Raw genomic sequence first — 13,037 nt, 5'->3', positions numbered from 1 at the left:
CCTACGCCGAGGTCCAGGCCAACTACTGGCCCCGGTAAGGAGTCCGTGTGAACGCGGCCCTGCTCTCGTTCCCGGACGTGGAACGGCTCATCGTCGACAACCTCAAGTACCGGCCGGAGCTGGCGGGGGTGGTCGTCGACAACCGTCCGCCGAGCGGCTTCGACGGCACCCAGAAGGTGGTGCTGGTCTCCCGGACCGGCGGTGCCTGGGTCGACGACCTGCACCTCGACACGCCCCTGGTCGAGTTGGAGGTCTACGGTCCGGACAAGACGGCGGCCCATTCCGTCTCGCTCGCCGTGCGCGCGGCGCTGCTGCAGCTGCGTGGCACCGCCTACGGCACGGCCCTCGTCACCGACGTCGTCGAGACCGAGGCGGTGCGCTGGCTGCCGGACTACAACCGGCCCGCCGCCAACCGCTACCTCACCACGGTGCGCCTCTCGCTCCGCCCGGCGTGAGCGGGCGTTCCTCCCCGCCGCCCGCACCGCACCCCTTCTTCGCAGGCCCTGCCGGAGTCCGGCGGGGCCTTCGTCCTACCCCTGATCAAGGAGAACCCATGCCCGGAATGAACCCGAGCGAGATCCGCGTCGCCGGCACCGGCCGCATCCTCATCGCCAAGGTCGGCACCGACGCCCCCGCCGACACCGCCACCGAGTGGGGCGCCGCCTGGCACGACCTGGGCTACACCAGCACCGACGGCGTGAAGTTCGGCCGCAAGGGCAAGACCGCCAACATCGACACGTGGCAGTCGCTGACGCCGGCCCGCACCATCTACACCGAGCGCGAGCTGACCCTGAAGTTCGGCATGCTGCAGCTCAACGAGGACACGCTGCCGTTCTTCTTCGGCGGCGGCGACGTCGTCGAGACGGCCCCGAACTCGGGCCTGTTCAAGTACGAGATCCAGAGCGACCAGGGCGAGGACGAGCGCGCGCTGGGCGTCGAGTTCAGCGACGGCGCCGAGATCCGCTACCGCTTCGTCGTCCCGCGCGGCCTGGTGACGGTCAGCGACGACGTGGACCTGAACCGCAAGGGTGCGGTGAAGCTGGGCGTGACCTTCACGGCGATGGCCTCGAAGCCGGGCGCTCCGCTGGCGACGTGGCTGATGAAGGACAAGGCGTTCGCGCCGGGCGCGGCCAAGTAGGACCGCCCCTCCTTTCCGACCATCCGAATGGCGGCGCCGCCCCGCTTCCCGCCCCGCCCGGGGCGGCGCCGCACCTTCCCTCCCCTTCTTCCGCAAGGAGCAACAGCATGCCCGCATTCGACGTCAACGCGGCCCGCGCCCAGCGCCTGGAGGCGCAGGGCGCGTCATGGTCCTTCGCCCTGGACGGCGACACCTTCGAACTCCCCACCGAGATCGGCCACCGCACGGCTCGCGCGCTGCGGGAGCTGGACGACAACGACGTGGACGGTCTGCTGGGGCTGCTGCTGGGCAAGGAGCAGTTCGCCCGCTTCCTGGAGCACGACGTGACGATGCAGGACATCGCCGCGATCCTGGAGGCGTACGGCCGGGAGACCGGGCTCGGCCTGGGGGAAGACTGAGCCTCGACGCGTTCGTGGAAGAACACGCCGAGGCTCTGGAGGCCGATCTGCTACGGCATTTCGGCGTCGACCTGCTGGACTGGCACCGCGGGTCGCTGTCCTCCCGGCGGCTCGCGGTGCTGGTGAAGCACATGCCGCGGGACAGCGCCGTCAATCGCGACCTGCACGGCGAAGCCGTGGAGTGGGACTCCTCGACGCATCTGCTGGCGGCGCTGGTGGACCACGCGGCGGTGGCCAACTGGATGACGGCCACGATCAACAGCGGCGAGGACGCCGAGCCGCTGGACTATCCGGAGCCGGTGCCGCGCCCCGGTGATCCGCACGGATCATCGACGGCGCCGGGGGAACCCCTGGTGGAAGAAGACGTCCATCGGAATCCGGGGAACGAAGAACTCTTCGCCTTCTTCAGCTGAGCCGTCGAAGGCTCAGAGGGAAAACAGGATGACGAAGGGCAGGATCATCACATTCATGCCCACCAGAAGAAGAATTCCGCAGCCCAGGTCGCGACGCGCCGGTGATTTTTTTCCGAGTTCGATCTCGGTGCGCGCCCTCCGGTGGGGGGATTTCGGATCGTAAACGATCCGCACCTCTTCATCGTCACTTGATATACGTCCGTCCGCCAGCGGACTCCGATAAGAGACGCGTTCCCCCTCCAGCGTCATGAAATGGAAGTATTCGGACACTCTTCCTTCGGACCACGATGCGCCGGTACACACAGCGGTCACTGTTGTCCCGCACCTGCGGAGCCGACGGTCCACCAGCAAGGGGTAGACCCCGAACGGCACGATGAATACAGCCGTCGGCAAGAGCATCACAAACCCGTAGGAAAGCCACGCCCACCCGTAGTCATCAATAAGCCATCGCAACATAGCTCTCCCCCTGGCCACCCGATGTGACCAAAGCGTAAAAATAACACGCAACCGGCTGGGCGATCAAGAAGAAACGACCCCTAGACAGGTCACCCAACAGCGACCCAGGTGAGGTAATGGCTGTCGATCCCGGACCCCTCGTCCCCGACTATTTCGGCGATAAATTCGAAGACCCGGCCAAGCAACACAGCGACTACAGCAAGAAGATCAACGACCTCAGCTTTACGGTCAACAAGGTCGGACTCACCGTCAATGGAATGACGGCAACCCTCAGCACGATGAGCGGATCCGTCACCGCTCTGAGTGGAAGCGTCGAAGGCCTGAAGGTCTCCCTGGGCCTGGTGGCCATGGGCGTCACACCGATTAAATTCGACGCAGCCGCACTGAAGGTCGACGAAAAGGGAATCGTTTTCGCCGGAAAGCAGAAATGGACCTGGCCGCACGCCCGGGACGCCAAGCAGAAGCAGGAGGCTGCCGACAAAAAGGCTTCCAAGACTCACGGCCGGGTCGAGAAGGCCAAGGAGACCGCCACGGCGAGCGTTGAGCGAGCCCGGCTGAATCCACGGGACGCCGAGGCCGCGAGAAAAGCTCGCCAAGATATTGCCGCCTTCAAGACCGCTTACCGGAACGCAAGGTCTGATATCGAGCGTGCAAAGAGGATGCGAGCCGAGGCGGACGAGGCGGAAAAGGCTACAAAAAAGAGTCGGGAAAAGATCCAGCGGGACATGCAGGACTACAGCAGGGCTGCCCAGAACCTGAACAGGACAGTCGACCGTCTCAGCCGCAGCCTGGCCGGAGGGTGAAAGCTTTGCACCATTCTTTCCGTGGCCTGCTCGTCGCGAATTTCGGATCGGATAGGACATGTCTCTAGTTCAGTCCCTCGGTAGAGCTTCGGGCTCTCTCCGAGGCTTCAAAACCACCATCGACGCCGCCGGCAAAGCCGCCGGCACGCTCGGCCGGCAGGCCGGCACCGCCCACACCAACGTCGGCAGGATCAAGAACTCCGCCCAGCAGTCCGCCCGCGAGCTCAAGGGCATGAAGACCGCCGCCGATCAGGCGGCCCGGTCCGTGGCGAAGGCCGGAAAGGAGGCCGGCAAGGGCGGTACGTCCATGGGGAGGTTCCAGGGCGGGCTCAAGAAGGCCGACGGGGGGTTCAAGGGGCTCAACAAGTCCATGAAGGGCAACGTCATCGGGATGTTGCTCGAACTCTTCGCACCGCTCATCGAGAAGGTCGTCACCATGGCGTCCAAGTCGAAGGCGATGCAGAAGATCATGAAGGTCGCCTTCGACGTCATCGGCAAGGTCGTCGACACCGTCATGAAGGCCATCGGCCCGCTGATGAAGACCACCGGCAAGATCATCTCCAGGGTGTGGGACGGCATCAAGGCCGCCATCCTGCCGATCGCCCTGTGGATCGGCTCCGCGATCCCCGGCGCGTTCAACACCGTCAAGGACGCGCTGTCCAGCGCCTGGAGCGGGCTGTCGTCCTTCGCCGGAGGCGTGTTCGACGGCATCCTCTCGGCCGTCAAGTCCCCGCTCAACGCCGTCATCGGCCTGATCAACTCGGCGATCGGCGCCCTCAACGGCATCAGCGTCACGATTCCCGGCTGGGTCCCCCTCGTCGGCGGCAAGACCTTCGGCGTCAGCATCCCGCGCATCCCGATGCTCGCGGAGGGCGGCATCGTCGCCCCCCGCAGCGGCGGGGTGCCGGCGATCGTCGCCGAGGCGGGCGAGCACGAGGCGGTCATGCCGCTGTCGAAGCTCGACCGGCTGCTGACCCGCACCGCGGTCGAGGCCCGGCTCCAAGCGGCCGGCGTCGGCGGCGGCCCGGCCGCCGGGTTCCACATCGAGAACTACTACGCCACCCCGTCCTCCACCCCGCGGGACACCGCCCGGGCGCTGATGTTCCTCGCGAAGGCCCGCGGCTAGGCCCACCGACCAGAAGGAGGAACTCCGCATGGCCGCCGCAGCAGCGCTCCCCGGAATCCCGAGAAACCCGAGAATCCCGAGAAACCCGCTCGCCGACTCCGCCGGCGCGTTCCGCACCTTCGGCTCGGCGCTCGGCCAGGCGGCCCGCTCCGTCCGTACCGTCCAGAACGCGGTCGAGAACGCCGCCCGGGCCGCCGACCGCATCAGGACGTCCACCGGCCGGGCCGGCACGGAAGCCAAGCGGTTCGGTACGCACGCCGGGGCCGCCGGACGCGCCGCCCTGGCCGTCGGCAAGCAGGCCGGCACCGCCCACACCGGACTGCTCAGGACGAAGACCGGCGCACAGCAGTCCGCCCGGCTGCTGAAGAACATCAACCGCCAGGCCACCGCCTCGGGCACGGCCATCGCCCGCACCGGCACGTCCGCAGGAATCCTCGGCAAGTTCACCGGAATCCTCGGCGGCAGACTCAAACTCGCCAGCGGCATCATGACGGCCGTCAACCTCGTGATGAAGACGAACCCGTTCGTCCTCGTCATCTCCCTCCTCGCCCCCTTCGCCACCGAGCTCATCGACTTCGCGATGGACTCGGAGCTCGGCCGGCAGGTCGTGGAGACGGTCTTCGGGCTCGTCGAGACGTACTTCACCACCGCCCTGACCGTCGTCGTCCCGGTGATCACCGGCTACCTCGCCACGGTCAAGGGCGTCTGGAAGGGCATCGAGAGCGTCGTCAAGCCGGTGGTCAGGTGGGTCACCAAGGACATCCCCGGCGGCTTCCGCAAGGTCGGCTCCGCCATGGAGAAGGCGCTCCACGGCATGGGCGACTTCCTCAGGACCGGGTTCCAGATGGTCACCGGTGTCGTCAAGGGCCCCCTCAACGGGCTCATCGCCTTCGCCAACTGGGTCATCGACGGCCTCAACAGCCTCAGCTTCAGCATCCTCGGCAAGCACTTCGGCGTCGACCTCCCGAAGATCCCGATGCTCGCCGCAGGAGGCGTCGTCAGCCCCCGCGACGGCGGCGTCCCCGTGATCCTCGCCGAGGCCGGCGAGGCCGAGGCGGTCCTGCCCATGCCGAAGCTCGACCGGTTGCTGGCCCGTACGGCCGAGGCCGCCCGGCGCGCCGCCCCCGCGCCGGCGGCGGCCCGCATCGGCACCTACCACGAGCCCGAGGGCCGCGGCGCCCACGCCATCGCCTCGGACCTCCTCTTTCTCGCCGAAGCCCACGCGCGGACGGCACGGAGCCCGGCGCACTGACCAGCCGGTCCGGCGCACAGCCGCGCAGGCGACCCCTACACACGGAGGTGAGGCCCACCCATGCCCACAGCGACACAACCCGACACCGCGACCGCTCCCCCCGGCTCACAGATCACCCAGGACGGGCAGATCGAGTGGGCCGGGCTCCTCATGGGCCCCGGTACGCCCTACCAGATCGACGCCAAGGGCCTGACCGGCTGGGACGACCTGCCGGACCTGGACTCCGCCGACGTGGCCAGGCCCGACCAGCACGGCTCCTGGCCCGGCGCCCAGTGGGCCAGGCCGCGGACGGTCTCCGCGACCGTCTGGCTGCTGCCGGACCGCCCCGACCAGGCCCGGGCCGTCGCCCAGGCGTTCCGCGCCGCCACGGCCGTGCACAGCGGCGAACAGTGGCTCGCCGTGCGCCTGCACGGCCAGACCCTCGCCTGCCGGGCGCGCGTCGACCGCCGCGTCGTCCCGACGGACCGCACCTACGTCACCTACGGCATCGCGTCCGTCTCCCTCCAGTGGCTGTGCACCGACCCCCGCCGCCTCGGCATCACCGAGCAGCAGGGCCGGACGCCACTCCCCGCGTCCGAGCCCGGTCTGCTGTGGACGCCGGACGGCGGCCTGGAGTGGCCCCTGGAGTGGGGCGCCGCCGGCAGCACCGGAGTGATCACGGCGGTGAACGAGGGCGACGCCCCCGTCAGCCCCGTGATCGAGTTCCGCGGCCCGGTCGGCCTCCCGTCCCTGACCCGGCTCGGCGACGGACGGCAGCTGGAGTACGACATCCAGCTCGCCGAGGCCGACGTGCTGACCGTCGACACCACGGACGGAACGGTCCTGCTCAACGGCACCGCGTCCCGGCTCTACACCGCCACCAACCGCTCCACTCCCGAGCAGCTGTTCCAGCTGGAGCCGGGCGCCACCTCGCTGGCCTTCCGCGCCGGCCCCGACTCGACCGACCCGCGCGCCTCGGTGACCGTCCGCTGGCGCGACGCCCACTGGTGAGCCACCGACCCGCCGCCCATCCCCACCACCTTCCTCGGAGGACGAGATGAACAACGTCCGCAGCGCATGGCTGCTCAACCGCACCGACGCCGGCGGGGGCCAGACCCGCGTCGACACCCGGCTCGCCCCGCTCGGCACCATGGCCCCGGAGGGCGTACTGGCCACCCGGGACGGCGTGATCCCCGGCGCCCAGAACGGCCTGCGCGCCCTGGACGGCCTGTACGTCTCCGGCGACCAGGGCATGACGGGCAAGGTCACCCCGGGCCGCGCCGTCGTGCAGGGCACCGAGCCGGCCGGCTCCTACCCCGTCGCCGTGACCGACTACGTCCCCCTCACCTTCGCCGACGGCGACCCGAACAACCCCCGTGTGGACCTGGTCGTGCTGCGCGTCTACGACGCCCAGCAGGACACCTCCAACCGCACCGAGGCCGTCGTCGAGATCGTCCAGGGCGTGCCGGGCACCAACCCCGCCGCGCCCGCGACGCCCCGCGCGGCCATCGCCCTCGCCGAGGTCACCGTCCCCGCCGGGGCCTCCGCCGGCAAGGGCGGCATCAACTGGGACACCGTCCGCGACCGGCGCAGGGCCACCGTCGCCGTCGGCGGCATCATCCCGCGCGGCTGGGGCCAGAACTTTCCCGGCGGCTACGTCGGCCAGTACCGCGACACCGGCACGAGCCTGGAGCGCTGGGACGGCACCCAGTGGAAGCCGTACCCGGAGCCCCGGGCGGTCTGGCGGGACTACACGCCGGAGTGGGGCGCGGACAACGGTCCGGCGCCGCGCATCGGCAACGGCGCGCTGTCGGGCCGCTACCTGCACGACGGCTCCGTCGTGCACTTCACCGCGGGCCTGAGGATCGGTTCCACCACCAACTGGGGCGGGGCCGGGAAGAACGGCAACTGGTGGCTGTCCCTGCCCGTCCGCCCGACCGGGCCCGCCATCAACGGCCACCTGAAGGCCCGCGTCGACAACGGCTACTACCACGGCGGCTGCTTCCTGGAGGCGTCCCGGCACGTCAACGGTTCCGCCTGCGGCTGGACCTCCAACAACGGCGACGGCACGCCGTCCGGCGGCTGGATGGACGCCGACTGGCCGCGGTCCGTCGGCGAGGGCAACTGGTTCACGGTGTTCGGCACCTACGAGGCCGCCGAATGACCACGGGCCCCGGGCCCGCCTACCGCGCCCTGTTCTGCGATCTGCGCACCGACCAGGTCGTCGACGCCCTGCCGCTGACCGGCGTCGAGTTCGACGACTACATCGGCAAGACCGGATCGCTGCGCGCCACGGTCCCCCTGCCGGACCGGGCCCTCGCCCAGCGGGCCCGGTCCGCGCTCCGGCCCGGCCGCACCGCGGTCTGGCTGGAGCGCGGCGGCGAGATCTGGTGGGGCGGCATCCTCTGGACCTGTACGCCCTCCGGCGACGAGCAGGGGCGGATGACGGCCGAGATCCAGGCCGGGACCTTCGACTCGTACCTCGACCACCGGATCCTGTCGAGCGGCTTCGAGAGCAAGGACGTCGACCAGTTCGACATCGTCCGCGGCCTCTTCGACCACCTCCAGGCGCAGCCCGGCGGCGACCTCGGCATCGAATACGGGAACGAGATCTCGGGCGTCCGGCGGACCCAGAACTACGCCTACACCGATGTCGCCCGGGTCCGCGAGATCCTCGACGGCCTCGCCGCCCAGCGGGACGGCTTCGAGTGGCGGGTCCACTGCTACCGCGACCCCGTCAGCGCGCGGCGCGTAAAACGCCTCCAGCTCGGCCACCCGAGGATCCGCGTCGGCACCCAGGACATCGTCCTGGACCGGCCCGGTCCGCTGCTGTCGTACAGCCTGCCGAGCGACGCGACCCTGCAGTCCAACGTGTGGGTGGCCCGCGGCAACTCGGCGAACCGCAACCAGGCCGCGGACTCGGTGCCGACGATGTCGGAACGGAAGGTCTCGGTCGACGACCTGAACGCCGGCTGGCCACGGCTCGAAGGCACCTCCGACCACAGCTCGATCAGCGACCGGGCCACGCTCAACAGCCTGGCCGACGCCGAACTCGCCCGCTCCCGGCACCCCCAGCTCATCCCCGAAGCCACCATCCGGATCGACGGCCGGATGACGCCCGCGCTCATCGGCGCCACGGTCCGGCTGCGCATCACCGACCTGTGGCACCCGGAAGGACTCCACGCCCGCTACCGCGTCGTCGGCATGACCGTGTCGCCGCCCGAGCGCGCGAAAGCCGAGACCGCCAAGCTCTACCTGGAAGGACTCTGATGGCCGCCATCCCCCTCGACATCCTCGACCGCATCCGCGACCTGGAACGACAGGTCCGCGCACTGATGGGCAGCGCCAACACGCGCCCCAAGATGGACGAGATCCAGGGCGGCCGGGTCGTCATCGGCGACGGCGGCTCGCTGACCGTGCGCACACCCGAGGGCAAGGACCTCGCCTACATCGGGCGGGTGTTGCCGGACCGGGAGGGCGGCCAGTACCAGCAGGGCTTCGTCGTCCGGCGCGACGACGGGACCGTCGCGCTGTCCGTCTGGACCGGCGACCCCAAGGACCTGCCCGTCCAGCCCATCCGGATGTGGGACGCCAAGGGCAACATCATCTTCGCCGAGGACGCCAGGAACTTCGGCCTGGCCAAGCCGTACATCCCCTATCCGCTGCCCACGCCCGAGAACACCGGCAGGTGGGAATCCACCGGGTCCACCAGCTGGACGACCCTGTACAACGGCAACGCCATCGTCCAGCACCCGAGGCTCTACTGCCTGATCGCCGCGACCACGGGCGGCGAGGTGCGCCTGCTCGTCAACGACCGGCAGGTCGGCCCGACGTCGAAGAGCGGCACGCTCGAATTCAACGAGTACATCGGCGCGGACTACGACAGCCACATCACGTTCAAGATCCAGGCCCGCGCGTCCGGCGCCAACAACACCGTGTGGGTATCCCCCCGCGCCCTGTACGGCGGTCCCTCCTAAAACCCACGGACACGTACACCCGAGCGAAGAAGGACACGTTTCGTGCTACCCAGCGCCATACCCACCGTCACCGTGACGGCCCGCTACCTGTCCACCGACGGGCACGCGCTCGCGGGCAACGTCACCTTCGAACCGCCCCCGCTGCTCACCCACAGCGAGAGCGACGTCATGCTCGGCGGCCCCATCACCGTCTCCCCGGACGCCGACGGGCGGATCAGCGTCACGCTGCCCGCCACCGACACCCCGGGCATGAACCCCAAGAACTGGGCCTACACCGTCACGGAGAGGCTGTCGGGCCTGCCCGCCCGCGCCCCGTACAAGATCCTGCTGCCGGCCGCGCGACCGAAGGTGGACCTGGCCGACATCGCCCCCAGTGATCCCGGCACCCCGGACTACGTCCCGGTCGCCGGACTCCCCGGCCCGCCCGGGCCGCCCGGCCCCGCCGGCGCCCCCGGGCCGGTGCGCTCCGTGAACGACCACACCGAGGCCGAGATCCGGCTCGACGCCAAGGACGTGGGCGCCGTGCCGGTCACCGGGGGCACGGTGACCGGCACGTTCACCGTCCGCGGCAACGGCAACGGCGCCGCCCTGGACGTCCAGGACACCACCGGCGCCAGCCGGGTGCGGGTCGACTCCGCCGGTGGCCTCGTGGCCAGCGCCGACGCCCGCTTCACCGGCAACGTGCAGATCGGCGCCACCGTCGCCGACAGCGCGGGCGGCCAGGCCGTGCTCGGCATGAAGAACGTCACCGCCGTGCCCACGGGCAAGCCCACCGACGGCATCGTGCTGTACGCCAACGGCGGCGTCCTGGCCTACCGCAAGCCCGACGGCACCACGGTCACGCTCGACGAGCGCGCCGCGGGCGTACGGTCCGTCAACGGCTACAGCGGCATCGTGAACCTCACCGCCGCCGACGTCCGCGCGGAACCCGCCGGCCGGTCGGTCCTGCTCGCGGGCGCGCAGACCGTCGAGGGCGCGAAGACCTTCACCACCGCGCCGTCCGCCACGGTCGACCCGACCGCCCCGGAGCACCTCGTCCGCAAGTCCTACGTCGACGCCGCGGCACGCTCCGGCAACTGGGCACCGTCCGACCTGGGCTTCATCGCCTGGACGTTCGACCCCGGGCTGGGCGACGGCAAGAGCCCCATCAACTCGGGGACGCCCGGCGACATCCCGGCGAGCGGACGCATCTACTACAGCGCGGTGATCCTCCGCTCGGCGGCCACCGTCAAGGAGATCTGCGTCCAGACGCTCGGCTACTCCGGTGCGTCGGGCGGGATCGGGCCGGGATCGTTCGCGGGGCTCTACGACGCCGCCGGCAAGCGGGTCGGGCAGAGTGCCGACCTCAGCATGGTCTACCCCGAGGCGCACGACATCGGCGGCATGACCTCGTTCCTGCCGCTGACCGCACCGGCGACGCTCCAGCCCGGCATCTACGTCGTCGCGCTGCTGCTCAACTACTCCAACTCGTCGAACGCGCCCCGGATCATGACCGGCAACGGCGGCTACGACGTCCCGGGCCGGTTCGGCCGCCCGGGAACCGTCCCCCGCACGGTCATGTCGCCCACCAAGGCCAACACCGCACTGCCCACCGACGTCGACTGGGCCAACGGAACCATGGCCCTGGGCACCCGGTACTGGTTCGCGCTGGCCTGAAGAGTCCCGCCCCGCCCCGCACAGACAAGGAACCCCCATGGCCATCGACTGGATCCCGCTCACCCCCGTGGCACCCATGCACGGAAACCCCCTGGCACGCGTCGTCGGGGACCGCGTGGAGTTCGCCGGACACCTGCAAGGCAGGTTCCAGGTCGCCACCCCGCTGCTCACCCTGCCCGAGGGCATGCGCCCGGCGGGACTGCAGCGCGTGCTGTTCACCGCCAACGTGGGGGCCCACAACCCCTACGGCGCGGCGCAGTTCTACATCCACCCCGACGGAAACGTCTATCTGGCGACCTACCCCGAGTACCTCGGGCAGGGCCCCGAGCAGACGGTCCTGCTGAGCGACTCCTTCAGCACGACGGCGCCCGTGTAGCGACCCCCGTCCCGCCCTCACCATCCGTGCCCCGGGCCGCCCAGCGGCCCGGGGCCCTCGCATGTCTGGAGCGACTTCCATGGCAACTCCCCTCTCCGCAGACCAGTTCGTCGCCGCCCTGGAGGCCGAGGGCGTCACCGTCGTCGAGACCGGTGACTGGCGCGAGCACAACCGCAACCACAAGGGCGCCTGGGGCCCCGTCAACGGCGTGATCATCCACCACACCGTGACCTCCGGCACCGACTCGTCCGTCGAGCTCTGCTACGACGGCTACGAGGAGCTCCCCGGCCCGCTCTGTCACGGCGTGATCGCCAAGGACGGCACCGTCCACCTCGTCGGCAACGGCCGCGCCAACCACGCGGGCACCGGCGACGGCGGCGTCCTGGACGCCGTGGTCAACGAGGCGCGCCCGCCGCGGCCGACCTCCAACGACACCGACGGCAATGCCCACTTCTACGGCTTCGAGTGCATCAACCTCGGCGACGGCGACGACCCCTGGCCGGACGTCCAGCTGGAGGCCATCGAGCGGGTCTCGGCCGCCCTGTGCCGGGCGCACGGCTGGGGCGCGGCCTCGGTCATCGGCCACAAGGAGTGGACCGACACCAAGATCGACCCGGTCGGCTTCGCCATGGACGACCTGCGCGACGCCATCGCCGCCCGCCTCGGCGGCGCCCCGCAGGAGCCGGCCCCGCACGAGCCGGACCCGCAGGAGCCGCCCACCCCGCAGCCCGTGGCGGCCTACACCGTCCAGCCCGGCGACACCCTCCACGCCATCGCCGAGTCCCACGCCACCACCGCCGCGCAGCTCGTCTCCCTCAACGACCTCACCGACCCGGACGTCCTCCACCCGGGCCAGGAGCTGAAGGTCCCGGCCGCGGGCAACGCCCACGAGCCGTTCCCCGGCGCCGACTTCTTCCGCGCCGGCCCCGACTCCCCCGTCGTCACGGCCATGGGCCACCGCCTCGTCGAGGAGGGCTGCTCCGCCTACGCCCAGGGGCCGGGACCGCGCTGGACCGAGGCCGACCGGCAGTCCTACGCGGCCTGGCAGCGCAAGCTCGGCTTCGGCGGCTCCGACGCCGACGGCTGGCCGGGCCGCACCTCCTGGGACGCGCTGAAGGTGCCGCGCAGCTCGTGAAGCACCGTCGCCCCCTCCCCGAAAGGAGCCCCGCCTTGACCGAGACCACCCGACGGACCCTGCGCACGGTCCTGCAGGCGGCCGTCGCCCTCGCCGTCGTCCTCCCGGCCGTCGTGGAGGCCGCCGGTATCCCGGCGACCCTGCCCTGGGTGGCCGGCGCCCTGGCCGCGGCCGGCGCCCTCACCCGCGTCATGGCCGTGCCGGCCGTACAGATCCTGCTGCCCACCTGGCTGCGCACCGACCCGCCCGGGCAGCCCGCGCAGGCCGTCGCCGCCCTCACCGCACGTGACGGACGGGAGCTCCGCGCCGCCTGCGAGGAGCACGAGGA

The 13,037-nt window shown here is 70.6% G+C and carries 15 protein-coding genes and 1 pseudogene; 15 read left to right on the top strand and 1 reads right to left on the bottom strand.

Translation table 11 applies throughout. The features are described from left to right. Nucleotides 1–47 precede the first annotated feature (47 nt). The 4 genes from LE181_RS23610 to LE181_RS23595 all read left to right on the top strand — a co-directional run bounded on the left by LE181_RS23610 (nucleotide 48) and on the right by LE181_RS23595 (nucleotide 1,949). On the top strand, nucleotides 48–455 hold the full coding sequence (locus LE181_RS23610; RefSeq protein WP_225663498.1) for a hypothetical protein: 408 nt from the start codon (nucleotides 48–50) through the stop codon (nucleotides 453–455). A 98-nt stretch (nucleotides 456–553) separates the two neighbouring features. Further along, complete coding sequence (locus tag LE181_RS23605; RefSeq protein WP_225663497.1) at nucleotides 554–1,138, top strand: phage tail tube protein; 585 nt, start codon at nucleotides 554–556, stop codon at nucleotides 1,136–1,138. A gap of 107 nt (nucleotides 1,139–1,245) precedes the next feature. Further along, a complete protein-coding gene (locus LE181_RS23600) occupies nucleotides 1,246–1,536 on the top strand; it encodes a hypothetical protein (protein ID WP_225663496.1) in 291 nt (96 codons plus the stop codon). A gap of 14 nt (nucleotides 1,537–1,550) precedes the next feature. Then, nucleotides 1,551–1,949, top strand: a complete 399-nt coding sequence (locus LE181_RS23595; protein ID WP_225663495.1) for a hypothetical protein — start codon at nucleotides 1,551–1,553, stop codon at nucleotides 1,947–1,949. A 12-nt stretch (nucleotides 1,950–1,961) separates the two neighbouring features. Here the strand turns inward: LE181_RS23595 and LE181_RS23590 are convergent, their stop codons facing one another. After that, on the bottom strand, nucleotides 1,962–2,219 hold the full coding sequence (locus LE181_RS23590) for a hypothetical protein (RefSeq protein WP_225663494.1): 258 nt from the start codon (nucleotides 2,217–2,219) through the stop codon (nucleotides 1,962–1,964). A gap of 302 nt (nucleotides 2,220–2,521) precedes the next feature. Here LE181_RS23590 and LE181_RS23585 point away from each other — a divergent pair, with 302 nt between their 5' ends. The 11 genes and pseudogenes from LE181_RS23585 to LE181_RS23535 all read left to right on the top strand — a co-directional run. Next, nucleotides 2,522–3,208: a hypothetical protein gene (locus tag LE181_RS23585; protein WP_225663493.1), complete on the top strand. Its 687-nt coding sequence runs from the start codon at nucleotides 2,522–2,524 to the stop codon at nucleotides 3,206–3,208. Between the two features lie 58 nt (nucleotides 3,209–3,266). Then, nucleotides 3,267–4,334 carry a phage tail family protein gene (locus tag LE181_RS23580; protein ID WP_225663492.1) on the top strand — a complete coding sequence of 356 codons (1,068 nt, stop codon included), beginning with the start codon at nucleotides 3,267–3,269 and terminating at the stop codon, nucleotides 4,332–4,334. A gap of 28 nt (nucleotides 4,335–4,362) precedes the next feature. Further along, nucleotides 4,363–5,586 (top strand): hypothetical protein, encoded by a 1,224-nt coding sequence (locus LE181_RS23575; RefSeq protein WP_225663491.1) that lies wholly within the window; start codon nucleotides 4,363–4,365, stop codon nucleotides 5,584–5,586. Between the two features lie 60 nt (nucleotides 5,587–5,646). Then, on the top strand, nucleotides 5,647–6,576 hold the full coding sequence (locus LE181_RS23570; RefSeq protein WP_225663490.1) for a phage distal tail protein: 930 nt from the start codon (nucleotides 5,647–5,649) through the stop codon (nucleotides 6,574–6,576). 46 nt (nucleotides 6,577–6,622) lie between these two features. Continuing rightward, complete coding sequence (locus tag LE181_RS23565; protein WP_225663489.1) at nucleotides 6,623–7,729, top strand: hypothetical protein; 1,107 nt, start codon at nucleotides 6,623–6,625, stop codon at nucleotides 7,727–7,729. Next, on the top strand, nucleotides 7,726–8,835 hold the full coding sequence (locus LE181_RS23560; protein WP_225663488.1) for a hypothetical protein: 1,110 nt from the start codon (nucleotides 7,726–7,728) through the stop codon (nucleotides 8,833–8,835). The genes LE181_RS23565 and LE181_RS23560 overlap by 4 nt, the downstream gene beginning before the upstream one ends. Beyond that, complete coding sequence (locus LE181_RS23555) at nucleotides 8,835–9,542, top strand: hypothetical protein (RefSeq protein ID WP_225663487.1); 708 nt, start codon at nucleotides 8,835–8,837, stop codon at nucleotides 9,540–9,542. The genes LE181_RS23560 and LE181_RS23555 overlap by 1 nt, the downstream gene beginning before the upstream one ends. Before the next feature lie 42 nt (nucleotides 9,543–9,584). Continuing rightward, nucleotides 9,585–11,198: a phage tail protein gene (locus LE181_RS23550; RefSeq protein ID WP_225663486.1), complete on the top strand. Its 1,614-nt coding sequence runs from the start codon at nucleotides 9,585–9,587 to the stop codon at nucleotides 11,196–11,198. A 37-nt stretch (nucleotides 11,199–11,235) separates the two neighbouring features. Further along, nucleotides 11,236–11,574, top strand: a complete 339-nt coding sequence (locus LE181_RS23545) for a hypothetical protein (protein ID WP_225663485.1) — start codon at nucleotides 11,236–11,238, stop codon at nucleotides 11,572–11,574. Between the two features lie 79 nt (nucleotides 11,575–11,653). Continuing rightward, nucleotides 11,654–12,709, top strand: a complete 1,056-nt coding sequence (locus LE181_RS23540) for a peptidoglycan-binding protein (RefSeq protein WP_225663484.1) — start codon at nucleotides 11,654–11,656, stop codon at nucleotides 12,707–12,709. A gap of 35 nt (nucleotides 12,710–12,744) precedes the next feature. Continuing rightward, nucleotides 12,745–12,966, top strand: a pseudogene (locus LE181_RS23535) (hypothetical protein); the annotation flags it as partial. Between the last annotated feature and the right edge of the window lie 71 nt (nucleotides 12,967–13,037).

Source organism: Streptomyces sichuanensis (assembly GCF_020328095.1).
Taxonomy (GTDB): domain Bacteria; phylum Actinomycetota; class Actinomycetes; order Streptomycetales; family Streptomycetaceae; genus Streptomyces; species Streptomyces cinnamoneus.
Note: the sequence above shows the minus strand (reverse complement) of the source record. Positions and strands in the feature narration are given on the sequence as shown.

Bases quoted from the DNA above. Each gene is read 5' to 3' on its own strand.
- LE181_RS23605 (WP_225663497.1), top strand. From the start codon at position 554: ATGCCCGGAATGAACCCGAGCGAGATCCGCGTCGCCGGCACCGGCCGC.
- LE181_RS23600 (WP_225663496.1), top strand. From the start codon at position 1,246: ATGCCCGCATTCGACGTCAACGCGGCCCGCGCCCAGCGCCTGGAGGCG.
- LE181_RS23585 (WP_225663493.1), top strand. From the start codon at position 2,522: ATGGCTGTCGATCCCGGACCCCTCGTCCCCGACTATTTCGGCGATAAA.
- LE181_RS23580 (WP_225663492.1), top strand. From the start codon at position 3,267: ATGTCTCTAGTTCAGTCCCTCGGTAGAGCTTCGGGCTCTCTCCGAGGC.
- LE181_RS23575 (WP_225663491.1), top strand. From the start codon at position 4,363: ATGGCCGCCGCAGCAGCGCTCCCCGGAATCCCGAGAAACCCGAGAATC.
- LE181_RS23570 (WP_225663490.1), top strand. From the start codon at position 5,647: ATGCCCACAGCGACACAACCCGACACCGCGACCGCTCCCCCCGGCTCA.
- LE181_RS23565 (WP_225663489.1), top strand. From the start codon at position 6,623: ATGAACAACGTCCGCAGCGCATGGCTGCTCAACCGCACCGACGCCGGC.
- LE181_RS23560 (WP_225663488.1), top strand. From the start codon at position 7,726: ATGACCACGGGCCCCGGGCCCGCCTACCGCGCCCTGTTCTGCGATCTG.
- LE181_RS23555 (WP_225663487.1), top strand. From the start codon at position 8,835: ATGGCCGCCATCCCCCTCGACATCCTCGACCGCATCCGCGACCTGGAA.
- LE181_RS23545 (WP_225663485.1), top strand. From the start codon at position 11,236: ATGGCCATCGACTGGATCCCGCTCACCCCCGTGGCACCCATGCACGGA.
- LE181_RS23540 (WP_225663484.1), top strand. From the start codon at position 11,654: ATGGCAACTCCCCTCTCCGCAGACCAGTTCGTCGCCGCCCTGGAGGCC.